General features: G+C 66.3%; 22 protein-coding genes. 6 read left to right on the top strand and 16 right to left on the bottom strand.

From position 1 onward, the window contains the following. Positions 1-26 precede the first annotated feature (26 nt). Positions 27-1,076, top strand: a complete 1,050-nt coding sequence (locus OXM57_13650; GenBank protein MDE0353722.1) for an alpha/beta hydrolase — start codon at positions 27-29, stop codon at positions 1,074-1,076. Positions 1,077-1,138: 62 nt separating this feature from the next. On the opposite strand, the gene OXM57_13655 is transcribed toward OXM57_13650, so the two are convergent. The 4 genes from OXM57_13655 to OXM57_13670 all read right to left on the bottom strand — a co-directional run bounded on the left by OXM57_13655 (position 1,139) and on the right by OXM57_13670 (position 11,101). Continuing rightward, positions 1,139-1,405 carry a hypothetical protein gene (locus OXM57_13655; GenBank protein MDE0353723.1) on the bottom strand — a complete coding sequence of 89 codons (267 nt, stop codon included), beginning with the start codon at positions 1,403-1,405 and terminating at the stop codon, positions 1,139-1,141. Positions 1,406-1,599: 194 nt separating this feature from the next. After that, positions 1,600-1,956, bottom strand: a complete 357-nt coding sequence (locus OXM57_13660; protein ID MDE0353724.1) for a hypothetical protein — start codon at positions 1,954-1,956, stop codon at positions 1,600-1,602. A gap of 11 nt (positions 1,957-1,967) precedes the next feature. After that, positions 1,968-10,076: a SwmB domain-containing protein gene (locus OXM57_13665; protein ID MDE0353725.1), complete on the bottom strand. Its 8,109-nt coding sequence runs from the start codon at positions 10,074-10,076 to the stop codon at positions 1,968-1,970. Between the two features lie 794 nt (positions 10,077-10,870). Continuing rightward, positions 10,871-11,101 carry a type II toxin-antitoxin system prevent-host-death family antitoxin gene (locus tag OXM57_13670; GenBank protein ID MDE0353726.1) on the bottom strand — a complete coding sequence of 77 codons (231 nt, stop codon included), beginning with the start codon at positions 11,099-11,101 and terminating at the stop codon, positions 10,871-10,873. Positions 11,102-11,244: 143 nt separating this feature from the next. Here OXM57_13670 and OXM57_13675 point away from each other — a divergent pair, with 143 nt between their 5' ends. After that, positions 11,245-12,594, top strand: coding sequence for an AAA family ATPase (locus tag OXM57_13675; protein ID MDE0353727.1), 1,350 nt, complete (start codon positions 11,245-11,247; stop codon positions 12,592-12,594). A gap of 12 nt (positions 12,595-12,606) precedes the next feature. Here the strand turns inward: OXM57_13675 and OXM57_13680 are convergent, their stop codons facing one another. From OXM57_13680 to OXM57_13695, 4 genes are all read right to left on the bottom strand, one after another. Continuing rightward, entirely contained in the window at positions 12,607-13,038 is a 432-nt protein-coding gene (locus OXM57_13680; protein MDE0353728.1) for a type II toxin-antitoxin system VapC family toxin, read from the bottom strand. 15 nt (positions 13,039-13,053) lie between these two features. Then, positions 13,054-13,350 carry a type II toxin-antitoxin system Phd/YefM family antitoxin gene (locus tag OXM57_13685; GenBank protein MDE0353729.1) on the bottom strand — a complete coding sequence of 99 codons (297 nt, stop codon included), beginning with the start codon at positions 13,348-13,350 and terminating at the stop codon, positions 13,054-13,056. A gap of 169 nt (positions 13,351-13,519) precedes the next feature. After that, the gene (locus tag OXM57_13690; protein ID MDE0353730.1) at positions 13,520-13,894 is read right to left on the bottom strand and encodes a PIN domain nuclease; all 375 of its coding nucleotides are present in this window, start codon (positions 13,892-13,894) and stop codon (positions 13,520-13,522) included. Beyond that, a complete protein-coding gene (locus OXM57_13695) occupies positions 13,891-14,118 on the bottom strand; it encodes a hypothetical protein (protein ID MDE0353731.1) in 228 nt (75 codons plus the stop codon). Before OXM57_13695 ends, OXM57_13690 begins: the two co-directional genes overlap by 4 nt. A gap of 294 nt (positions 14,119-14,412) precedes the next feature. Here OXM57_13695 and OXM57_13700 point away from each other — a divergent pair, with 294 nt between their 5' ends. The 3 genes from OXM57_13700 to OXM57_13710 all read left to right on the top strand — a co-directional run bounded on the left by OXM57_13700 (position 14,413) and on the right by OXM57_13710 (position 16,075). After that, positions 14,413-15,111, top strand: coding sequence for a hypothetical protein (locus tag OXM57_13700; GenBank protein ID MDE0353732.1), 699 nt, complete (start codon positions 14,413-14,415; stop codon positions 15,109-15,111). 66 nt (positions 15,112-15,177) lie between these two features. Then, a complete protein-coding gene (locus OXM57_13705; protein ID MDE0353733.1) occupies positions 15,178-15,594 on the top strand; it encodes an ASCH domain protein in 417 nt (138 codons plus the stop codon). Between the two features lie 286 nt (positions 15,595-15,880). After that, on the top strand, positions 15,881-16,075 hold the full coding sequence (locus tag OXM57_13710; protein MDE0353734.1) for a hypothetical protein: 195 nt from the start codon (positions 15,881-15,883) through the stop codon (positions 16,073-16,075). A gap of 73 nt (positions 16,076-16,148) precedes the next feature. On the opposite strand, the gene OXM57_13715 is transcribed toward OXM57_13710, so the two are convergent. The 7 genes from OXM57_13715 to OXM57_13745 all read right to left on the bottom strand — a co-directional run bounded on the left by OXM57_13715 (position 16,149) and on the right by OXM57_13745 (position 22,075). Then, the gene (locus tag OXM57_13715; GenBank protein ID MDE0353735.1) at positions 16,149-16,562 is read right to left on the bottom strand and encodes a PIN domain-containing protein; all 414 of its coding nucleotides are present in this window, start codon (positions 16,560-16,562) and stop codon (positions 16,149-16,151) included. Beyond that, on the bottom strand, positions 16,559-16,813 hold the full coding sequence (locus OXM57_13720; protein MDE0353736.1) for a type II toxin-antitoxin system PrlF family antitoxin: 255 nt from the start codon (positions 16,811-16,813) through the stop codon (positions 16,559-16,561). Before OXM57_13720 ends, OXM57_13715 begins: the two co-directional genes overlap by 4 nt. A gap of 150 nt (positions 16,814-16,963) precedes the next feature. After that, positions 16,964-17,131, bottom strand: coding sequence for a hypothetical protein (locus OXM57_13725; GenBank protein MDE0353737.1), 168 nt, complete (start codon positions 17,129-17,131; stop codon positions 16,964-16,966). Next, complete coding sequence (locus tag OXM57_13730; protein MDE0353738.1) at positions 17,131-18,591, bottom strand: pyridoxal-phosphate dependent enzyme; 1,461 nt, start codon at positions 18,589-18,591, stop codon at positions 17,131-17,133. Before OXM57_13730 ends, OXM57_13725 begins: the two co-directional genes overlap by 1 nt. A 138-nt stretch (positions 18,592-18,729) precedes the next feature. Then, positions 18,730-18,948, bottom strand: a complete 219-nt coding sequence (locus OXM57_13735; GenBank protein ID MDE0353739.1) for a hypothetical protein — start codon at positions 18,946-18,948, stop codon at positions 18,730-18,732. A gap of 422 nt (positions 18,949-19,370) precedes the next feature. After that, a complete protein-coding gene (gene thrC / locus OXM57_13740) occupies positions 19,371-20,696 on the bottom strand; it encodes a threonine synthase (protein MDE0353740.1) in 1,326 nt (441 codons plus the stop codon). A gap of 431 nt (positions 20,697-21,127) precedes the next feature. Further along, positions 21,128-22,075, bottom strand: coding sequence for an N-carbamoyl-D-amino-acid hydrolase (locus OXM57_13745; protein ID MDE0353741.1), 948 nt, complete (start codon positions 22,073-22,075; stop codon positions 21,128-21,130). Positions 22,076-22,172: 97 nt separating this feature from the next. On the opposite strand from OXM57_13745, the gene OXM57_13750 reads away from it, so the two are divergent. Beyond that, on the top strand, positions 22,173-23,015 hold the full coding sequence (locus OXM57_13750; protein MDE0353742.1) for an acyltransferase: 843 nt from the start codon (positions 22,173-22,175) through the stop codon (positions 23,013-23,015). Between the two features lie 38 nt (positions 23,016-23,053). On the opposite strand, the gene OXM57_13755 is transcribed toward OXM57_13750, so the two are convergent. Then, complete coding sequence (locus tag OXM57_13755) at positions 23,054-23,338, bottom strand: DUF4242 domain-containing protein (GenBank protein ID MDE0353743.1); 285 nt, start codon at positions 23,336-23,338, stop codon at positions 23,054-23,056. Between the last annotated feature and the right edge of the window lie 104 nt (positions 23,339-23,442).

Here is a 23,442-nt window from a genome sequence, read left to right on the forward strand (position 1 = left end):
CGAAGCCATACCAAGGAGCTCGAACGATGAACCTGCTGCCAGGCGTGGAAGCACATTCGATCATCACCAGCCGGCTCCGGACGCACTACTACCGATCCGGACCATCCGACGGCACCCCGGTGGTCATGATCCACGGGAACCTGTCGACCGGGCGCTTCTACGAGCACCTGTGGGGCGACGCACCCGACCGGTATCTTTTCATCGCCCCCGACATGCGCTCCTTCGGACGGTCAGACCCGGCCCCCATCGACGCCACCCGCGGGCTTGCCGACTGGGCCGACGACACCCGGGCGCTGGTCGAGGCCCTGGGGATCGACACCCCTCCCCACCTGGTGGGATGGTCGACCGGCGGAGCTGCCATCGCCTCCTACGCGATGCGCTACCCGGCCGCTTCACTGACCTTCATCGACCCGGTGTCCCCCTTCGGGTTCGGAGGCACCCAGCGGGACGGCACGCCCTGCCAACCGGACTGGGCCGGCACGGGCGGCGGGACCGCCAACCCCGACTATTCCCAGCGGCTGGCTTCCGGAGATCGTTCCTCCGAGGCGCCGGTCTCGCCCCGCAACGTCATGAACTCCGCCTACTGGTCACCAGAGTTCCGGCTTCCGGAGGAACGGGAGGAGATCCTGCTGGACGAGGTGCTCCTGACCGTCTCCGGAGACGACGGTTATCCCGGAGACCTGACGCCCTCCGACAACTGGCCGATGATCGCCCCCGGCACCCGGGGAATACTCAACGCGCTGTCCGGCAAATATTGCAACTGGGCGGACCTGCCCGACCTGGAGCCCAAGCCACCGGTGCTCTGGACCCACGGTTCCAACGACCTGGTGGTGGCGGACGGTTCCATGTGGGAGATGGGCACCCTCGGCCAGATGGAGTTCATCCCCGGTTGGCCCGGCCTAGACGTCTTCCCGCCCCAGCCCATGGTCTCCCAGATCAGGGACGTGCTGGAACGCTACGCCGCCAACGGAGGACGGGTCGACACGGAGATGCTGGAAGGCTCCGGCCACGGCCCCCACATCGACGCCGCCGACCGCTGGTCGCAGATCTTCTTCGGCTTCCTGGAGTCCGTCTAACCACCCCCACGAGCGGGCATCGGCCTGAAGCCGGCCTGGTCATGGATCGGCGTCGGAGAAGGCTATGTGGGTCCCGGACCCCTTGGTCCCTTCCCGCAGTCGAAGCCCGGCAGCGTCGCCAGGGCTCTCAGGTAGATGAGTTGGCGACGAGGCTGAATGGGATTGCCGGGGCGGACATCAAGACGGGCCGTGAAGTAGCAGACCCGGTTGATCGAGTCCCTGGGGAAGAGGGTCTCGGCCAGCTTTCGCAGGTCGAGCCAGCGGAAGGGCGTGTCCTTCAGGGCGCGGTTGTAGATATTGAAGCCGTCTATGTAAACGTTGGTAATCAATCTCTACTCCCATACAAAGACAGAGACCGCCCGGATGGACGGTCTCGACCCTACCGGCGAAGCGATAGGGGTAGTGACAAAAACATACCACCAGGGAAGGGGATACGGGCGGCGCGACCCCGGTGGGCGAATCGGAGCGGAGCCCCTGTGCTGTCCGTGTATGCGCCCCCTTTCGCGTTTCGGCCGTGGCGGGCTCAGTCGTGTATCCAGGAGGTGAACTCGTAGGCGCCCGTCTTCCGGTGGCTGTCGTGGTTGTTGGTGGTGGCCTCCACGGTGTAGGTCCCCGGACCCAGCGTGGCGCTGAGCCCGGCGTCCTCGTTCCGGTAGTTGTCGTTCTGGCCGATGGGGGGACCGGAGATGCCCCGCCCCTCGTGCAGCAGCAGGAAGGAGTTGACCGCATTGGATTTCATGGTGAGGCCCACCAGCGCCTGCCGGTCCAGGGTGAAGACGTAGTAGTGGGCGTTCTTGCCCCCGTGCGAGTAGGACTGGCAGCCGTCGCCGGAGGTCAGCTCGCCGTCGATGCTGTTCCAGCCCCAGGCGACCTCGGTCACGCAGGGACGGGTCAGTCGCGTATTGGGTAGGAGTGGATGTTCATGCCGTACCGTCCCCCGTCGCCGTTGCCGGGCACTCTGATGGCCGCCTCGATGGTGTAGGTCCCCGGCTCCAGCTCCAGATCCAGCACGGCGTCCATCCCCCTCACGCCGCGATCATCGTCGGAGAAGGCTATGTGGTTCCCCGATCCCTTGGTGCCCTCGCGCAGGTACAGCACGGCGTCCCAGGTGTGGGGTGACCCCATCTCGATGACCACCCTCCTACTCCTGTCTCCGGTGATGGTGAAGGTGTGGTAGCGGGCGTAGCCCCCCGCCTCCTCCACCGAGTGGCAGGGCCACCCCCAGGTCCCGCCGACGTAGAGGCTTCGGATGCCCGGGGTGCCGTTGTACTCCCGGCAGTCGGCGGGCGTCACCTCGGCGCCCTCGGGCTTGAAGTCGCTGTCGTTCCACAGCCAGTAGTTCTTGCCCCGCAACGCCAGCAGGTAGTTGCCGGTCTCGCCGGGTGAGTTGGTGGTGACCTCGATGGTGTAGGTCACCCCGGCTTTGGCCCCGCTGTAGTGGATCCAGGCGTAGACGCCGTTGCGTTTCCAGTTCAGCGAGGAGTTCTGCTTGATCAGGGTGTCGCCCTCGTAGAGGTACAGCTCCTCGGCGGCCCCCCTGGAGGTCAGGAACAGCTCGATGAGACCGGGCGCGGAGGGGGTGTAGCGGTAGTAGCGGGCGTAGGCACCGAGGGTCTCGGTGGAGTGGCAGATGCCCTTCCACATGCCGGGCTCGGTGTCGCCCCGGTCGATCTCCATGACACAGGGGTCATCAGGGCCCGGCAGGTCCCGGGGGATGCCGGCCCAGAGGTGGAAGTAGGACACCGACCGGCCCGAGGGGGTGGTGGCCTCCAGGGTGTAGGTGCCCGCCGGCAGCTTCTGGTCGATGCGGGCCCAGTGCAACGACCCGAAGCCCTCGTCGGTGACGATGGCTTCTCCGCCGTAGCTGCGGCCCACGCGCAGGATCAGCTTGGGGAAGGCCGTGCTGCTCTCGGCGTGGAGCCGCACCTGGGTCTCGGCGTCGATGGTGAAGGTGAAGTACTTGGAGTAGCGGCCGCCCTCGTAGCGGGCTTCGCAGCCCACGCCCCACTTGGTGCCCAAAGAGCCGTGGTAGTTGTACTGCCAGGGCCCAAGGGCGATGTCGCGGCGGCACGGTCCGTAGGACTCGTAGCCCTCGTAGGCGTCGCGGGGCGCCGGGCCGCCGTCGGCCTTGTAGTTGAACGACACCGGGTCCACCGACGGGCTGACGGCCAGGCCCGAGGAGGTGCTGGTGAGGGCGCCGCCGCCCACCATGCTGATCCCGCCGCCGTGTTTGGCGTGGGTGCCGAAGACCAGCTTGTCGACGGCCTGGTCGCCGGCCTGCACGCCGCGCCGGAATTCCATCGCTGTGTAGGGGCCGGGGCCCCGCACCACGCCCCGCGCCTGCACGCGCATCCAGCCATCGTCGGAGAACAGCGTGAGCTGGGGCTGACCGGTGGCGGTCACCGGCTCGCTGAAGGTGACCCGCACCTTGATGACCTCGCCGAGGCGGAAGGTCTGGCCGTCGGCGGGGGTGTTGATCAGCTCGATGGCGGTGACCACGGGCTGGGCCTTGGCCACCGGCTGGTTCCCGAAAGTCTCCACCGCATTCTTTCCGGTGACGGCACGGTCCTGCAGCTGGTTGGCTCCGGGCTTGGCGTAACGCACCTGCACGTCGTCGGTGGCCGCCAGCGCGGGGGTCAGGGTGAGGACCACCGTGGGGCCGTCGATCGCGACGCCGGAGACGGCGCCGGTGCGCACGACGCCGTTCACCGTGACCGTGAAGTCGCCGGGGGCCGGTGTCGAGGTGTCGTCGAGGGCCTCGTTGAAGGTGATGGTGATCTTGTCGCCCGCCTGGTTCAACGCCGCCCCCACGAAGGCGGGCGGGGTGGTGTAGGGCACCTTGTTCTCCACGGCCTGGAAGTCGAAGCTCTCGATGGCGTTGTCGCTGGTGTCGCGCAGCACGTTGGCGCCCGTCGGCCGGATGTATTTCACCTGGACCGTCTGGCCGTGCTCGATGGCCGGAATCACGCCCAGCAGGGTGACCGTGCCGGTGGCCAGGACCGTTGTCAGGCCGCCCGGCACCCGCTGCGCCCCCCCGTCGACGGAGTAGCGGAAGTCGAGGGTGTTGGCGTGCCCCTTCAGCGCCTCGTTGAAGGTGACGATGATCTCGGACCCGTCGGCTTTGGTCTCGGCTCTGGAGACGGTGGGCGGGGTGATGTCGCGGCTGCCGTCCACCTTGTGGCTGGTGTCGTGGGCCAGCCCCGGATGGGACAGGTCGAGGATGGGCGAGCCGCCGACCGCTTCGTCGATGCTGCTGCCGCCGTCGTTTTCCAGGGAGTCGGCGATCACGGCCACGCCCGAGTCGGCCCCGGAGCTGTCCGCGGCCAGCACGGTGTAGGCGAAGATCAGCGTCCTGGTGCCGCTGCCGCTCTCGTAGACGGCCCAGTGGTCGGTGGTGTCGGCGGGCTTGAACTTGAGCTTCAGCCTGGGCCGGCCGACCGTGGTGTCCACGTTCACCGCCTTGCGGAAGCTGACCCGGATGCGGATGACCTCGCCCTCGGTGTAGTAGTCGTGGCCGCCGACGGTGGAGGACACCGCCACAGCGATGACCCGCACCGGCGGCTGGGGCTGGTCGGCGGCGCTGAGGCCGCCATAATCGATGACCGGGTAGTCGTCGTCGGCGCCGAAGTCCCACGGGTCGTCGCCCACCGAGTCGCCGTTCAGGTCCGCGTTCCAGTTGGCGTAGATATCGGTATAGCCGGTGGGGGCGATCAGCTCGGCGGGTGTCTTGCCCGCGCCGGCGCCGCCGGTGGTCAGGCCGCTGGTGAGCGTGTCCCAGTAGCTGTCGGTGACGGTGCCGAAGTTGAACGCGACCAGCCCTCCGAGGTTACTGTTGCTGGATACCGCGCCCGTGGAATAGCTGGCGACGATCGTGCCGCTGGAGCCGTTGGTGCCGACGAGGCCGCCGGTAGTGATACTGGCGGCGCCGCCAGATACGCTGCCGGTGGCGTAGCTGGCCGCGATCCGGCCATTATTGGACCCGGCCAGGCCGCCCCGGCCGTTGCCTGTGCCTGTGCCTGTGATGGTGACCGACACGGCTGAGCGAGAGGCGACGATGGTGCCGGAGGTATCGTTGCGGCCGACCAGACCACCAAAGAAGTCGGTGGACCCCGTCAAGTTTCCCCGGACGGCGCCCGCCGCGGAAACGGCGGCGATCCAGCCGCTGTTATTGCCGGCCAACGAGCCGGTGCGTCCACCACCGTTCGAAGTGACGCTGACGCCGGTGAGGAGCAGGTTCTGCACCCGGCCGCCGGCGCTGATGGACGCGAACAGACCGTTGCCAGCACCGGAGCGGACGATGGTCAGGCCGTCGATGGTGTTGCCGTTGCCCTCGAGGGTGGCCGAGTAGGCCGGCAGCGGCACCCAGCCCGCGCCCGCGTTGTAGGGGGCCACATCCAGGTCGATGGTGACCGCGGCCTCGCCGGCGGCGCCGGTGCCGATCTCGTAGCCGGTGCAGCCGGCGGCGGGGCAGCCCATGCCGGTGGGCGCGTTGGGGTAGGCGGCCAGGTAGTCGGTCAGGCTGGCCTGGTCCGGCGCGCCGTTGCCGTCGGCGTCCCAGCGCAGGGCGTTGAGCTGCGCCGCGCTGGTGACCTCGATCAGGCCGTCGTCGTCGGTGTCGTAGTCGGCCAGGCCGCTCGCCGGCAGCGTGGCCACGAAGTCCAGCGTGGGGTAGTCGGTGGCCGTGCCGAAGCTCCAGGGGTCGTCGGCGCCCAGCCTCCCGTCGAGGTCCAGGTTCCAGTTGGCGTAGATGCCGGTGTAGTCCGTGGGCGTTTGCAGCTCGCTGGTGGTCTTGCCCGTGCCGCCGGCGCTGGTGGTCAGGCCGCTGGTGGCCGTGTCCCAGTAGCTGTCGGTGGCCGTGCCAGAGACGGCGTTAATGCGATCGTGACCGACAAGGCCTCCGACTTGAAAGCCGCCCGTCGCCTGGCCCGTGGAATAGCTGGCCACGATCGAGCCTGTGTTGCCGCCCACCAGGCCGCCGACAAAGCCGCCGCTGGCACCGCCCGTTACGGTCCCGGTGGCGTAGCTGGCCACGATCCGTCCCTCGTTCTGCCCCACCAAGCCGCCCAGGAAGAAGCGGCCCTCGCCGGTGACCGATGCGTGAGAGTGGCTGGCGACCAGCGTTCCGGTGCCGTTGTTAAAGCCGACCAGACCACCACTGTTAGAACCCGTAGCCATGATCCCCGCGCCGGCGGCTGACACGGCGGCGACGTGGCCGCTGTTATCGCCGGCCAACGAGCCGGTGCGTCCACCACCGTTCGAAGTGACGCTGACTCCGGTGAGGCTCAGGTTCTGCACCCGCCCGCCGGAGGAGATGGACGCGAACAAACCGTTGTTGCCTTCGTCGCGGTTGATGAACAGCCCGTCGATGGTGTGGCCGTTGCCCTCCAGCACGGTGGCGAAGGACGGGATGGGGACCCAGCCCTCGCCGGTGTTGTAGGGGGCTGCGCCCAGGTTGATGGTGACCGCCGCCTCCATGTCGGCGCCCGTGCCTATCTCATAGCCCGCACAGCCGGTGTCGGGGCAGCCCATGCCCGCCACCGCCCGCGAGAAGGCGGCGGCGTAGTCGGTCTGGTTGGCGGCCGCCGGGGTCCCGTCGCCGTCGGTGTCCCAGCGCAGGGCGTTGAGCTGGGCGGCGGTGCGGACCTCGATGAGGCCGTCGTCGTCGGAGTCGTAGTCGACTACTCCGTAGCCGACGATGGCCATCTTCCTCGATAGTTGGGACGTGCTGGGGAACCCGGGAGAAGTGGCGTCATGGTTCCTGAAGAAGCTCCTATCGTTTATGTCCCAGCCCGACTCCGCGCCGGTGTCCTCCGCGTCGGATGCCGTGAACTGGACAGTGGAGGCGCCGGTGCCGGGGAAGTCCACGACCACGACGTAGCCGGTGGAGGGCTCCAGGGCGATGCCGTCGCCGGGGGCGGTGAAGGTGTTGACGCCGGCGGCCAGCGTGCCCGGATTGGTGAGGGTGCCGACCAGGGTGCCGTCACTGTTGAGGCTCGCGCCGCTGCGGATGCTGACGGTGAGGACCTGGTCCGCCGCCAGGGTATTGAACTGGATGTCCACGGCGGTCAGCTTGTAGCCGCCGGGGTTGGCGCCGGTGGTGAATCCCTGGGCGCGGTCGGCGTTGGTGTCGCCGGTGGACCCGTCGGCCTGGCCCAGGTTGCTGACCAGGGTGATGTCCACCGCCCGGGCCTCGAAGGAGTCGGCGTCGTCGTTGTCGGACCCCTGGAGCGGGTTGGCGGTTGGCTTGGCGTAGCTCACCATCACCACATCGGTGCTGGCCACCGCCGATGCCAGGGTGAGGGTGACCGTGCTGCCGCTGACGACCACGCCGCCGGTATTGACGTTGCGGCGGGCGCCGTTCACCGTGACCGTGAAATCGCCGGGCGCGGGCGTCGAGCCGGTGTTCAGGGACTCGTTGAAAGTGATGACCACCTCGGCCCGGTCCACCGACGTGACCGCCCGCACCGGCAGCGGGCCGGCGCCTACGAGTTCGCCCTTGATGGCGATTATCGGCGAATTTCGGTTGGAATTAGCCCATGTATTCTGATGCGCTCGGCCCTCGTATGTCAGGTCGCCGATGCTCCATCCGCTCGCAGCTCCGGCATCCTCGGCGTGACTACCTGTGAGCGAGAGACTCGTCCTGAAACGCTGGTCGTTGCCTGTCGGCCCGGCGATCTCAAAAACAAGGGCGTAGGTCGTGTTCGCATCCAGCGTCGCCGCGGCGGGCGCGGTGAACGTGTTCATAGCGTTGGCAGTGAGACTCGCCGGGTTGGTCAGCGTATACAGGACGGTGGGGCTGGGTACGGCGGAGAAGATCTCGCGGACGGTCGCCCGAAGAACGTTCTCGCTGCCCGTCGTTCTTATGCTCGAACCAACGGCGCCAATCCTTGCATCGACAGCTGAGAGCGTGTATCCCATAGCGTGGTCGCCGGTGGTGAAGCTTCCGGCTGCCCGCCAGTTGGTGCTGGACAACACTCCCACGACTGGATGCGATACCGGGCCAGACTGCCCGGTGTTGGAGACCAGCGTGGTCGCCTCCTGCTGCTGCGCCGCGGTCACCAGGCCCTCCACCACCTCGACAGCCTGGCCGGTGAAGCCGGGGGCGTTGTCGCCGCCGCCGGCGGCGCGTTTCAGCGGGGTGGCGTCGGCGTGGGCGTAGTCCACGGTGATGGTCTGGCCCTCGATGGGCTTCTCGGCCAGGTCCAGGAAGACCAGGTTGCCGAGGACCGACACGCCCTCCACGGCGTTGGTGCCGGTGGTCCCGTCGGCGTTGACCACGTTGACCGTGAACTGGCCGGCGGTTGGCGCGGGCGACGCCTGCACGTCCTGGTTGAAGACCAGCAGCAGCGACCCGTCGCTGATATGCGCCTCCGCCGTCACGATCTTGGGATGGCTGTCCCAGTCGGTCTGCCACGAGCCGGTCACCGACGCCGACGACAGGCCGTCGGGGTCGGAGGCCAGCAGCGTGACCGTGGTGACCAGCGGGTCGGGCAACGCCGGAGTGACGGCCCCCCAGTCGCTGACGGACTCCATGCGCAGACCCACCAGCTCGCGCTCGGCGCTGGTCTGGACGGCCTGCGCCAGTTGGCTGCCGTCGCCGGAGAGGGCGGTGGCGTAGTTCAGAGCGTCCCCGTCGGGGTCGGTGAAGATGCCCGCGAAGGACTTGGTGACCAGGGTGCCCCGGGGGGCGCTGCCGGCCTTGACGAAGGCGTCATAGGCGGCGGCGTTCTCGTTGACCGCCGGCGCCCGGTTGGGCAGCTCTTCCACCCAGGTCACCGCCAGGGGGTCCGAGGTGGCCGTCTCCCCGGAGCCGTAGGACACGGTGACCCGGAACGACTGGGACTCCGCGCCCCATCCGATGTAGGAGAAGGTGGCATTGGTGCCCCAAGCCGACCAGGAGCCGCCGAAGTTCATCTCCCAGCTGTAGGAGGGGCTGCCCTCATCGGGAGCGTTGGCGATGACCGCGCTCAAGTTCACCGGCTCGCCCACCGCAAGCTCAACGGCGCTGGCCGTCACCGACACGCCCAGCTGCGCGCCCACCGGCCCCGAGTCTTCCCCCAACGCCTTGGCCGGCTCAGACTCCGGGTCGGACACCGGCTCGGGGTCGGGGGCGTCCCAGGCGGTGTGCCAGGTGGTGGTGAGCGAGGCGCTCAGCCCGCCGGGGTCGGTGGCGGTGAGGGTGACGGTGGTGGCCAGCGGGTTGGCCGGCACCGGCGACAGCGCCGCCCAGTCGTCGTCGCCGTCGACACGCACGAACAGCAGCGACCGGTCCGCTGCGACGTGTACCGCGTCCACCAACTCGGCGCGGCCGGCGGTGACCTCCGCGGTAAAGGTGAGAGCATCGCCGTCGGGATCGGAGAAGATCCCGTCGAAGAACCGGTGCACCAGCGTGCCCCGCGGCGCGTTGCCCGTCTCGGTGAACGAGCCGTAACGCGCCGCCTTCTCATCGATCCCGGGCGCCCGATTGGCCGGCTCCGGCGTCGGCTCGGGATCCTGCACAGGCTCCTGGACATCCTTCTGCAGCGACGCGGGCTCAAACACCGGCTCCGACACCGGCTCGGGCTCGGGGGCCGGTTCGACTGTGAAGGCCTGGGCCAGGGGCGGCCCGCACACGTCGCCGACGCAGGCCTGCACCCGCATCACCCACTCGCCGACGGCGTCCACTGTGACGACCTGCACCATCCACTCGCCGCCGTCGCCGTCCACGGTGACCTCCGCCTCGGAAGCCTCGACGCGCACCCCCTCGTTCAGCTTGTTTCCGGGGCTGTGCGCCCGCCAGCGGATCCAGTAGGAGTCAGCTCCGTCGACCTGCTTCCACAGCACCGACGCGTCCAGCGATCCCGCCTCGGTGGAGACCTCCAACCCGGCCGGCTTGGCCGGAGGATTCGCCTCGCCGTCGTGCTGGGCTCCCGCCATGCCTGATCCGGTCAGGGCCAGCACAAGGGTGAGGACCAGGGCCAGGCCTTTCCTTCTCAGTTCAGGGTGCAGCATGGGGAACATCGCATACCTCCGAGAGGGGATTCACGTAGGACATCTCGTGCTCCTTCCGAAACCCCCTGACCCTTTATTCGGGGCATCGGAGGTGTCGGTGGGGGCAAGCCGGGAGCCGGCCGTCCGAACCGGGGTGACCGGTCGGTCAGGCCGGTAGCGCAGCCGACGTGTCGAACAGACTGCGGTGATGCCCACGACTACAGAGCGTCGACGGTGTTTTGCGTGAGGAAGGGTTGCCGGTAGGCCGGCCAGACGTGTCGGAGCCCGGATTTGCTTGGCCGGCTCCTACAGGGCGGGGGAGAGAGAGAGAGAGAGAGAGAGTTCGGGCGCTATGTGATCGTGGCCTCTCGACCCGTAGCTCAACGTGTGGATCATGAGTGAAGACATCAGCACGACTTACGTCACAGAATGATTGAAACTACATAATCAAGCCGTCCAAGTCTCCCGTGAACCACCGGAGAGTGAAGGACTATCCATGAACGGCTCCTGCGTTACGGCCAGCTCCACACGACAGGTAGTGCACCAGGCCACGCTGCAAGCCGGGCGCCGCCGGACGCTGGTAGCAGATCTTTCTTCGCCTACCTGGAGTCCATCCGGCAACCCTGACGGCCGCCTGACCATGACCTGCTGATCGGTCAGGTTCCGACGGTCGGCAACACAGACCCGGGACTAGCAGAGCCGCCGGACCCCGTATCCGTCGAAGATCGACTCGATCGACACGAGCGCCAAACAGCCACTGGTGATCGGATGTCTCCTGTGATCCACCGGGTAAGCGGGTGCGGATCCAGCGGCACCCGCACGCGCTACGCCTCCCAGGCGGCCAACTCCTCGTCCGGGAGCGGGTCGAAGAAACTGTCGTCCACCGCGATCCGGTCCTTCCACGACCCGAATTGCTGTCTGCCCGACAGGGCGTAGGGGATGAGGCGAGCAACCGGCCTTCCGTCGCGGGCGATGATGACCTCCTCGCCTGCCTCGACCCGCTCCAGCAGACGGGGAAGATGGGTCTCCGCTTCGTGAACATCTACCGTCACCATGGACTACTCCTCAGCACTCTGCGGACCGCGGATGGCTGCCGTGGTAGTTCCGGCAGCCGGACAACGCGCCGAGAGCGCCTAGAACGCGAGAAGTTATAATCATATAACTCACTGCGGTACCATAGCAATAGGATAGCTAGCGAATGGCACCCGAGATAGATCCGCAGAATCCGTTCACCCCCGACTTCGGCCGGATGCCACCCGTGCTGGCGGGACGCGACGAGGCCATCGGGCGGATGGCCCGAGTGCTCGCCGCCGGACCCGCCCGGAAGGAGTTCACCACGCTGATGCTCGGACTGCGCGGGGTCGGAAAGACCACCATGGCCTCGGCGATCGCCCACGAAGCCTCCGCCGCGGGCTGGCGAGTAATCAGGATTGACGCGCCCCTTGCGCCACAGCCCGAGGAGGGCGCCGTCGCCGCCATAACGGAGCAGGTATACGAGCACCTTGACGACATCGACCCTCCGCGGAGACGGAGGCTGACCGGAGCGTCGTTACCGATGGTCGGTGGCGGAGCCACCTGGGAAAACACGCACTCCCGCCGGCCCACCTACCGGAAACAACTCGACACGCTCGTCACCGCCACCGTCGAGAGCGGAGGCGTCGGCGTCCTGCTCGTCATAGACGAATTCCACAACCTGACCGCACCGGAGGCCAGCCGGATCGCCGGTGCGCTCCAGCAGATCACCAAGATCGATCGCAAGCCACTCGCCTTCATCGGCATCGGCCTGCCCCATATCGACTACACACTCCTGGCGAACGAGGGATTCACGTTCTTCCACCGGTGCAACCGGGAACGCGTCGGCAACATCACCATCCACGACGCCATGGGGGCGATCGAAGGGCCGATTGCGGCCCACGGCGGCGCCATCGACCTCCAACTGCTCCGCAGGGCAGGCGCCGCTACCCGCGGTACGGGTTACGCCATCCAGTCGATCGGCTACCACATCTGGGAGCTCGCCGGCCCCCCGCCCGCCGAGATAACCGATGACCACGTGGCCCGGGCCGTCACGCTGATGGACGAAGACGTAGCGCACCATGTGACCGGGCCGATCTGGAGCCGCCTGTCCCCCACCGACAAGCTCTTCCTGTTCGCGATGCTCGAAGACGACGGTCCGTCGCGACTCAGAGATATCGGACTCCGCCTCGGAACGGCGGCGCCCAACACATCTACTTACAAGAAGCGCCTGCTCGACCAGGGAGCGATCCTCGAGACCGGACGAGGACGCGTCTCGTTTGCGGACGCCGCCATCAGATACCGCGCCATCGAAGAGCGCGACCTGGAGGTCATGATCCGAGACCGCGAGGCCCTGGAGCGAGCGCAGGCGTTCGCCGTCACCGGCTACAACCCCGCCCTCACCATCCCCCTGTCACAGTTGGCAGTCACACCGGCCTGCTCCGAGTGGATGCCCCGCGCCAAGGCCCAATGCGTCCTCAAGGCAGGACACCGCGGAAGCCACCGCCGCCACACCGCCGGGGCCGAGTCCAGGTAAGGCCGCGTCGCATCACACGTCGGCAACGACTCTCGGGTCGAGCAGCGGAACGAGCCGGGTCTGGTGGGCCCAGTCGATGATCTTCCGGTCCGTCGTGGCGAGACGCAACCCTGTGAGCATGGCCGTGGCCACGATCAGCTGATCTGCAGGGTCGTTGTGGAATCCGGTGTTCATCAGCAACACCGACTCGACTGCTATCTCGCCGCCGATCGGGATCTCGCGCAGTCCTGACCGAAGCCTCTCGCGACGCCAGACGCCGGGATGGCACCCGAGATCGATCCGCCCATGATGGTGCAGTCGCGTGGTCTCCACGAACGTGATCGCAGAGACCGCAGTGCCGCCGCTCTCGAGACCGGACTCGACCACCTGCATAAACGACTCGCTGATCTCGTCACTGGCAATCGCGAGCCGGAGCAGGACATTGGTGTCCAGCAGCAGGTTCACCGGGATGTCCCGCTGTCAGACCGGATCGCCGGTCCCGGATCCGTCCAGATCGTGGATCATGTCCCAATCGTCGGGGGGAATCGCCGGGTAGTCGTCGATGTCGGCGATGATCCGCAGTTGACCCAGGCATGATCCGACCAACCGGGGACGATCCTCGCGGAACGGACTGACCCTCACGACAGGCCGCCGGTGCTTTGTCACGACGATCGCTGTTCCCGTCTCCTGCACGTCATCCATGAGACGCAGACAATGCGCCTTGAATTCCCCTGCGGGCACCGAGCGTTCCGATGAGAGAGGTCGCGGATCGGCCATAAGGTCATTATAGTCATATTTTTCTGACTATTAAGTGAACCGAGACGCCCGTCCGCTCCGTAGGGCAGATGGCGGCTCCACCCTGCGCCTTGGCCCCCTCCGCTCCACGATTCCACGCCGGGACGAAGAACCAGGGGCAGCAACGCCCACGTCGCGCTGCTACCCACCTCTACGGCCAGCGGTGGACCCTCGGGCCGGCGGGACCGAGCGCGGCGGCCAGTTCGGTGAGATCGTCCGGATCGCCGGTCATGATGTCATCACCGAGCCGGAGGGCGAGGAGGACGAGATGGCCGTCGACGACATCCGCGGAGCGGGAGACGGCCAGAAGCCGACCGACCGACGGACCGTCATCGAGCGAATGCACCGTGACCGTCTTGACAAACGCGGCCAGGCGGGCCTGCCGGGAGCCGTCCCGCCACACCTGGGCTACTACCGGATGGCTCGTATGCAGCCGAGTACCCGAGCGAGCGGCAGCGGTGAGAAAGGCACGGGCGGATTCATCGCCGCGGTCGACCGAGATCAACACCCCGGCGTCGAGGATCACAGCCCGTAGCGCCGCGCCATTGCTGCTACCGCTTCCTCGTCCACCGGACCGGCTTCGGCGTTCCAGGCGTCGAGGAAGGACTCGAGGGCGAGGTGTCGCTTCCGGTCGGCCGCCAGCGACCGGAGCGCTTGGCGGATGGCGTTGGATCTGCCACCGAACAGCGGCGCCAAACCGTCGAGGATCTCCCTGTCGTCGGCATTGAGCCGAACCGTCGTAGTGCTCATGCATGAGATCGTAGCACATACGTGCTACGGCTTGTATTGCCTGGAGGCCTGCATCGTCGCGGCAGTCCTACATGTCGGTTGGCCGCGACCCAAGACACACCGGAGCAAGGAGAAGGCAGCCATTCGTCTGAGCACGGAACACGGCCTTCCCGACGTTGCGGGGTTGCTCGTCCTGCTCAACGATGTGCGGAAGCACGAGGCATACGGAGACGTAGTCCGACCCGACGAACTGGATCCGGAGAACGCGGCTCGGCAGATCGAAGACTACGTCGAGTCCGTAAGTAGGCTTATCGGATGACGACACACCGACTTACTTCCGAGCCGTTGTCACGTCCGAGGCACCTGCCCGAGGCCTTACTCGCTTCTGTTCGATCATGGCCGAGCGAAGCCGCCAAGTCCTGGACGCTCCACGCGATCCGGCACTCGACGCGAGATGCCCGCATTCAGGCGGTCGTGGCCTCCGGCTCGGCGGTACGTGAGGTGGAGCAGAGCGACGATCTCGATTTGCTGATTGTCCACCGGACCGGGCGCCCCGAGCTGCCGGATCCCTCGATAGATGTTGACGTGCGGTTCTACGAAGAGGCGCAACTCCTACGAGGGCTGGAGAGGGGCCACGACTACCTGTTGTGGACAGTTCGATGCGGCCGTGTCCTCTTCGAACGCGACGGATGGTGGACACGGCTGACGGCGGATTGGCTACACCGCCTACCGTTGCCGCCCGCTGAGGAGGCGCGGGAACGTGCCGACAAGGCCCGCCGCATCTATGACGACCTGCTGGAGATCGGCGACCACGATGCGGCCGCGGAGGTTCGTGTCTCGATGCTCACCTGCCTCGCCCGGGCGGCGCTCAGCAGCGCAGGAGTCTTCCCGAACTCACGACCGGAACTCGCCGACCAACTACGCGGCATCGACAAGCACGACCTCGCGGACCGCCTGTCCGATGCGTTAACCCACAGATACGGTTATCCGAGCCATGGTCGTTTCCTACCTTGATCGACAACAACGTATTGAAGGGTCCACCACAGACAGTCCAAAGGTCATCGACCAAGGAGCTCTAGCGTGGATAAGGAACAAGCTGGGCGCTGTGTACTGATGTCGATCAAACCACGTTTCGCGCATGCGATCCTGGATGGTTCCAAGAAGGTGGAATTCCGTAAGCGTCGTCTTGCGAACGACATACAGAAGGCGTACGTGTATGTGACAGCCCCTGTCAAGGCTGTTCAGGGTGAGTTCGATGTTGAGAATCAGGTTGTCGGGACTCCGGAGGAGCTGTGGGCCCGGTTCGCCGGCGTAGCTGGAATAGACCGACAGGACTTCTTCGACTACTTCAGCACCACAACCCGAGGTGTGGGAATCGGGGTTGGAGCCGTCACGTGTTACACGGAGCCGGTACCTCTCGAGGTGTTGGATCCCGGTGGTCGCGCCCCACAGAGCGTAAAGTACCTCAGTGCAGTCCCGGGAGTTCCTCGCAGGTGACCCTTCCGGGTGAGGAGCCGGCCCCGGCGCTTCCTGGCTCCTCGTAGGGGGTCTTGATCACCGGATGGGTACGGTGCATCAAGGCCCTCGGCGCCTGAGGGCCAAGATTGGGCAGGGCTCACCCGCATAGGTAGAGGCGTACCGGGCCGCTAGGACACGAAGCCGATCTCAAGCCCAACCAGTCATTGGACTATACTATATTCTCTCAAACGCTATAATATACTCAATAGCTTTACCAACAGATGCAGCTATTCTGGCTAAGCAGTTAAGGGAAGGAGAGCCGGTGGTGGTTGAGTGGGGAACCGTGCTGGCAATCCTGGTCCCCGTAACCGGGCTGGTGGCCGGTGTCTTCCGGGTGCTTGATGCGAGGCTCACCCGCATCGACCGAAGAGCGGAGGAACGCCACAAGGACGTTCTCGGTCTGATCCGCCTCTACCACCCGTCGCCGGCACGATCCGACGCCGGCACCGGCACGGGTTGACCGGCTACGCGGCTTCCCACCCCCACAAGAACGCACGAGAGCTCCGCCGGCTTGCGTACCGATCTCACTTCCCCTAAGGCTCGACTCTCGCTACTTCGGGGAGCCGGTCGAAGTCCCTGTCGTAGCTGAGAATCTCGGTGATCCCCCTGGCCTCCGTTTGGGCCACCCCCAGAGCATCTGCGAAGTCGAGGAACGGGTACTGGGCGTACAGGTCCAGAGCTCGGATACAAACCCGCTTGTCAGGCATCACCAGGCCTCGTAGGGACACGATGGGATGGAGCCTCGCCGCGATCTCGTCCGGCGGCAGCCGGTACGGGCCACGCTGGGAGGACAGCACGTAGGTGGCCTCGGCAATGGTGGCCGCAGAGGTAGTCAGTTCCTCGCGTCCCTTGCTCACCCGTTCGAACAGCCGGTAGCAGGCGGCCGCCTTCTTCTCGTCGTCCCTGGTCAGATACCGGATGATGACGTTGGTGTCCAGGTACCTCACAACTCGTTCATCTCGTCGACCAGGTCGGCTGCCTTCTCCTCCTTGGCCATCCGGATGATGTCCTCGAGATCCCCATGGTCATCCAGGGCCTTGACCGATCCGTATGCCGTCTCCAGCGTGAACGGCGCCTTGCGCAGCCGGACGGCACCGTTGTCCTCAATGGTGAACGAGACCTTGTCCCTCGGCTCGATGCCGAGATGATGGCGTACCTCGCCGGGTATCGTCACCTGATTGCGTTGTGTGGTGGACATGGTGAAACTCCGCATCCTGTCCTCCAATGGTCTCTGATACAAACAATGAGATGCCGCTGTCTCATTGTACAGATCCTGATGTCGGTAAGCTAGTGGTGTGTATTGGATGAGTCAACCATGTCGGCTCTTAGCCTCGCCGACACCGCTCGGTCATTTGCGGCCCGTAATGCCGGCGAGGAAGAATCCCACCCCGGCCAGCCAGGTGATCGAGCCCCACAGCAGGAGCGCGTCGCCAGCCCGGAGAGCGGCGATGAGGAACATCACACCGGATACGGTGAACAGGCACCAACCGATCAGCTCGAACCTGCCGCCCGTCATCAGCCCAGGCCGGTGAGCGAGTTGAACTCCGCGATGAGCCGATCGATCGGGTCGGCGAGGGCCTGGATGCCGGTCCAGTAGTCGTCGTCGTACCACTGGGCCTGGATCTCCTCGTAGGTCTTTCCCTGCTGCTCCACCCACGTGTAGTACTTGAGGTTGTGGATGCGCTTGCGGTCGTAGTAGCCGAGCTCGTGGACGTGCTCGGTGGACGTCCCCAAGATGTGGCGGTGGTACGCGGCCACGGCATCGTGGGTGGTGAAGGTGCCCCGGTCCTCGCTCAACTCGTGGAGCCGGCTCCGGTACATGTCCATCGAGTCGGTGGCGATGGTCACCACTATGTCCCGGCCGGTCATCTCGTAGTACTTGGCGAGCTTGATGGCGGACAGCAGGTTGGCGGCGCCGGAGATGCCGAGCAGCGGGAGGCCTTCGATGACGTCGGGATCGACACCCCGGGAAACCAGGTACTCCTGTCCGGCCGCCTCGTTGAACAGGCGGGTCAGCGAAACGGCCGCCTCGTCATCCAGCCCGATGGCGAGGTCGGTGTTCTTGACGTTGTGGACCCAGGGGATGTGCTTGTCACCGATGCCCTCGATCCGGTGCTCCCCGAAGCCGTTGAGCAGCATGGTCGGGCACTGGATGGCCTCCCCGCCGGCGATCACCGAGCCGGGGAAGCGTTGCTTGAGGTAGTCGCCGGCGGCGATGGTCCCCGCCGATCCGGTGGTCACCGCGAAGCCCCTGTACCGGTCCCCCTCCCCCATCACCTCGGCCAGCACCTCCTCCACGGCGGGACCGGTCACCGATACGTGCCACAGGTAGTTGCCGAACTCGTCGAACTGGTTGAAGATCACCAGGTCCTCGCCGGAGGCGGCCAACTCGTTGCACTTGTCGAAGATCTCCTTGACGTTCGACTCGGAACCGGGGGTCTTGATGATCTCCCCCGCCACCGTCTGGAGCCACTCGAAGCGCTCGCGGCTCATGCCCTCCGGGAGGATGGCGATCGACTCGCATCCCAGGAGGTTGGAGTCGTAGGCGCCTCCCCGGCAGTAGTTCCCGGTGGAGGGCCAGACCGCCTTCTGGGACCCGGGATCGAACTGTCCGGTGACCAGGCGGGGAACCAGGCAGCCGAAGGCCGCTCCCACCTTGTGCGCACCCGTGGGGAACCACTTACCGATCAGGGAGATGATCCGGGCGTCCACTCCGGTCAGCTCGGAGGGCCACTCCACGTAGTTCACGCCGCCGAAGCCTCCCCCTCGGGAGACGGGTTGGTTGTGCCAGGTGATCCGGTACAGGTTGAGCGGGTGGAGGTCCCACAGCCCGATGTCCTCGAGCCCCTCACGGACGTCGGAGGGGATCAGACCCGGATCCCGCATCTGCGCGAGGGTGGGAACGCGCACGCCGCGGTCCCGGGTGTGGACGGCCACCGCCTCGAGGGTGGCCTCGTCAACTGTCAGATCGATCATGGCGCGATATCCCTGTATGCCAGGCAGCGATGGTCGGATGGAACCAGCCTGCTCCCAAACGGACGGTCCTCTATCCCTGGTCCGAGTCGGATCGCGCTCGATCCTCCAATCATCACAGGACCTAGGAAGCGGAACGGATTATGACCATACCCTCTCGCTGACCGCAACCTTTCCCACCTCGGCCTCATCGACGTCCAGTGAGCAGGCGATCAGATCGCGGGCCATTTCCTCTACTTCATCGCGATGCGCGGCCTGCGTATACCCGAACTTCAGGCCCACCACCCGAATCGCCCACCAACCATCGGCGGTATGGAAGGCTTCAGCCTGGTAAGTATCGGTGGCACTGAGGGATGTCATCGGACGGCCTCCCTGGCTTCTTTGAGGATTGCCCTGCTGTATGTTCGTTTATCTCCCGGTGGCGGGGGATTTGCACACGTTCGCTCCCGATCGCCCATATCTGGTGGCTACGACCCTCCCGGACGAATTCGAACTCCAGGTCGGCCGACTTGGCGATGATCCGGAGGCGTCGCACCAAGTTATGCCTCTTCACCGGAGGGTAACAGTCATCGCGTGCCGCTCGGAAGCTCGCCCCTTGGTTCTCGCGTGCGACCTACCGGCGCGGCAGCTGTGGATCATGAGGCCGTTGTAACAATGACACCGGCCGAAATCAACCCTCACGTGCCCAGACCCATGCGGAGCAGGCAGAGTAAGAGGACTACCTAGTTCATGCCGGGCGCTCGCCCAACGTTCGACAGTTGATTGTTGGATCACCGGACGCCCTACGCGTGGAGTGGGTCCCCCGTCACCCCCTTGAGCCTTTCCAACCACTGTTCCATTCTGACGGCTATCTCGTCGGGGTCGAGCCCGTCCGGTCCCGGCCGTACCGGTAGCGGGACGGCGCCGGTGCGGTCGATCCCGCGCATGACTCCCCGGATGTCCTTCAACCCCGACCCGGTCGAGATGACCACCACGCGGTCGGAGATTCCCACCGGCGGGACGCTTTCCTGCCGTCCCGCCACCATTTCGGCAAGCCCGGCGAAGGCGGCGGCGGCGGCCGGCTCCGGGAAGATGCCCGAATCGGCCGACACCGTCGGGATCATCTCCAGGATGGCATCGTCATCGACCGCCACCCAGCCGCCGCCCGTGTCGACCACAGCAGCCATCGCCTTGACCCGATCGCGGGGCAGGTCGGCGCTGATCGAATCGGCGGCGGTGCTGGCGCCCACCGGCGGCTTCGTGGTCAGGTCGTCTCCGTTCAGCCATGCGTCGACCATGTAGGAACTGCCGGCTGCCTGGACCCCGTAGATGCGGGGCATGCGGTCGATCCACCCCAACTCCAGCGCATCCCGGAGGCCCTTGTGCACCCCTCCGATGATCGACCCGTCCCCAACGCTCACGAAGATCGCATCGGGCGCCTCCCAGCCCAGCTGCTCGACGATCTCGAGGACCACCGTCTTCTTGCCCTCCCCCACGTAGGGATTGATCCCGGTGTTGCGGTTGTACCAGCCGAAGCGGTCGACCGCCTCCTGGCACAGCCGGACGGCGTCGTCGTAGGTGCCTTCCACCAGCATCACGAAGGCCCCGTAGGCCAGCAGTTGGGCGACCTTGGCCTCGGGCGCCGTCTCCGGGACGAAGATGACCGCGGTCTGGCCGGTCCCGGCCGCCAGGCCCGCCAGGGCGGCTGCCGCGTTCCCGGTCGAGGCGGTGGTGACCGTCTCGGCGCCCTCCTCGGCCGCCCTCGCCAGCGCCACCGCCGAGGCCCGGTCCTTGAGGGAGCCGGTGGGTTGGCGGCCCTCGTCCTTGACCCACAGCCGCTCCACCCCCCAGCGCCCGGCCAGACGCTCCACCTCGATGAGGGGCGTCCCCCCCACTCCCAGGGCCGAGACGGCCACGCCGGACCCGACCGGAAGCAGCGGACGGTAACGCCACATGGATCGCTCCGGGTCGGCGGCCAGGCTGTCGGGACTGAGCACCTTGCCGATGGCTGCATAGTCGTACCGGGCGTCGAGCGTGCCCACCTCCCCGCAACGGTCGCATACGTACCTACCCGGCGCCGGCCGGTACGCCTCGGAGCAGACGGTGCATCGCAGACCGGTCAGGAACACTTCACACGGCTCCTGTGCCGGTGGGGGCGTACGGAGACTGCCGGGTGGAAAACGCGAAAAAAAAGGGGTTGACTCCGCTGCCGGTTATCGGCATATTGCAACACCCATCAACAAACATCACCGGGTCCGGACCTGGTGATCATCCGGATCGCGCCGGACGGGTGAACGCTCCATGCGGATTAGCAAGAACGGGTCTCCGTGGGGGCAGCGGACTCTCTCCGACTCTCGAAAAGGGTTCCATTCAGCACACCCGTCGGCGCGCCCGGGCCTGGATCGGTGGTGGCGGGGGTGGGCAGCCCGGTAGGGCTGGCGGCGCGGCCGGAGCGGTTTTCGCGTTCTCGGGCGACGGGTTGGATGAGGCGAGCCGCTCGGCAGTTGTGCAATCCGGGGTGCGCGGGCTTGGTCGATCGAGCCCCCGCGGAGGTGCTCCATCAGTCGCTGGCGGGGGGCGCCACCGCGCCTCGCCGCTCGGTCACCAGGCCGTAGTGCTCCGGCATCCGGTAGTAGTCGAAGTTGAACAGGGTGCCCTTGTAGGTCTCGCAGAAGTCGAGATCGATGGTGGCCGTGATCAACTCGTCCTCCAGGGTGATGGCCTGGGCGATGATCTGGCCCGACGGGGCGATGATCACGCTCTGGGACAGGCTCTCCACGCCCTCCTCGAAGCCCCCCTTGGCCACGCCGACCACGTACGCTCCGTTCTGGTAGGCGCCGGCCTGCATGACCAGGTGGTTGTGGAACCCCGACAGGGCGTTCTGGGTGGGGTCGGGCGAGTAGTACAGGGGCGTGTTGTACCCGATGAGGATCAGCTCCGCCCCCTGCAAACCCAGCACGCGGTAGGTCTCCGGCCAGCGGCGATCGTTGCAGATGGCCATCCCCACCACGCCTTCGAAGGCCTGCCACGCGCCGAAACCGTGCGGGCCGGGCTCGAAGTAGTGGCGCTCGGCGTGCTGGAACGGGCGCGAAGGCTCGTAGTCGGCATGGCCCGGAATGTGGATCTTGCGGAACTTGGACACCACCGAGCCGTCCCGCTCCACCAGGATGTAGGTGTTGTAACGATGCTCGACGCCATCCTCGTCGGTATGGAGTTCGGCGTAGCCGAGGGCGAAGCCGATGCCGAGGCGCCGGGCCTCGTCGAACAGCGGCTTGGTGTGCCGGTCGGGCATCTCGCGGTGGTAGTAGTGGTCGAACTCGGCGGGATCCTCCACGAACCACCTGGGGAAGAAGGTGGTCATGGCCAGCTCCGGATAGACCAGCAGGTCCACCCCCTGTTCACCGGCTTCATGGAGGAGCGCCATCAGGCGATCGACAACCTCGTCCTTCGACTCGTCGCGGGCTATCGCGCCCATCTGGCCTGCTCCGACCGTGATCCGTCTTGGCATCCGTGCTCCTCTGTTTTGGCCGTCCTACTTTACAGTTTGTAAAATGGGTGAGACTCCCCCTTCGGGGGGTGCCCGGGGTGGCAAGGGAGGCCAAGCAATGCCGAACGTAGTGAGGGCTGCTCTCGTTCAGAGCGAGTGGACCGGCGACAAGGAGTCGATGGTCGCCAAGAACATCGAGTACGCCCGCCAGGCCGCCGCCCAGGGCGCCCGGATCCTCTGCTTCCAGGAGATCTTCAGCGGTCCCTACTTCTGCACCGAGCAGCGCAACGAGCACTTCGACACCGCGGAACCGATCCCGGACGGACCCACCCTGACCAAGATGATCGATCTCGCCAGGGAGACCGGGATGGTGCTGGTCGTACCCATATTCGAGGTGGAGGACACCGGCCACTACTACAACACCGCCGCCGTCATCGACTCCGACGGCACCTTCCTGGGCAAGTACCGCAAGACCCACATCCCGCAGGTGGCGGGGTTCTGGGAGAAGTTCTACTTCCGTCCCGGCAACCTCGGCTTCCCGGTGTTCGACACCGCAGTGGGCAGGGTCGGGGTGTACATCTGCTACGACCGCCACTTCCCGGAGGGATGGCGAGAACTGGGGCTGGCCGGCGCCAAGATCGTCTTCAACCCCTCCGCCACCACCCGAGGGCACTCCAAGTACCTGTGGGAACTGGAACAGCCGGCGGCAGCCGTGGCCAACGAGTACTTCGTCGGCGCCATCAACCGGGTCGGGAGCGAGGACTTGGAGGACACCGACTACTACGGAAGCTCCTACTTCGCATCGCCTCGTGGCGAGATCATCGGCGGCACCGGCTCCGACACCGCCGATGACGTGGTCGTCCGCGACCTAGACCTCGACCTGATCGAGGAGGTGCGCCATCACTGGGCCTTCTACCGGGACCGCCGCCCGGAGACATACGACCGGATCTCGTCTCCCTGAGCCGGGCGATCCGCGTCGCGCCCTAGTCGGTGGTACGACTAACTCTTCTCTGTCGTCGGGTCGATGATCTTGCCGACCTCGGTGACGACCGTGGCTGGAAACCCGCTGCGTTCGGCGTGCTCGTCGATCAACTCCGGGCTATCGCAGACGTAGATGCAGAAGGTCTTCTCGCCGGCTACGTAGCTGTGCTCCCACTGGATGGGCTTGCCCTCGGACTGCATCGCTCGTAGAACCGAGTTGGACTGCTCGGCTGCGGCGCGCAACTGCTCGCGCTCGGCCGAACCGATGTCAGGAATGTCCCGTTCGATGACGAAGCGTCGCATGGTCCTCCCTTGGTATCTCCTGCCCCGACTCTAACCCGGCGGGCCTCGGGTGTGTGGCCTGGCAGGGCCGGGGATGTGGGGCGTCACCCCGTAACGCCATGACA

This window comes from bacterium, from assembly GCA_028820935.1.
In the GTDB taxonomy this organism is placed as follows: domain Bacteria; phylum Actinomycetota; class Acidimicrobiia; order Spongiisociales; family Spongiisociaceae; genus Spongiisocius.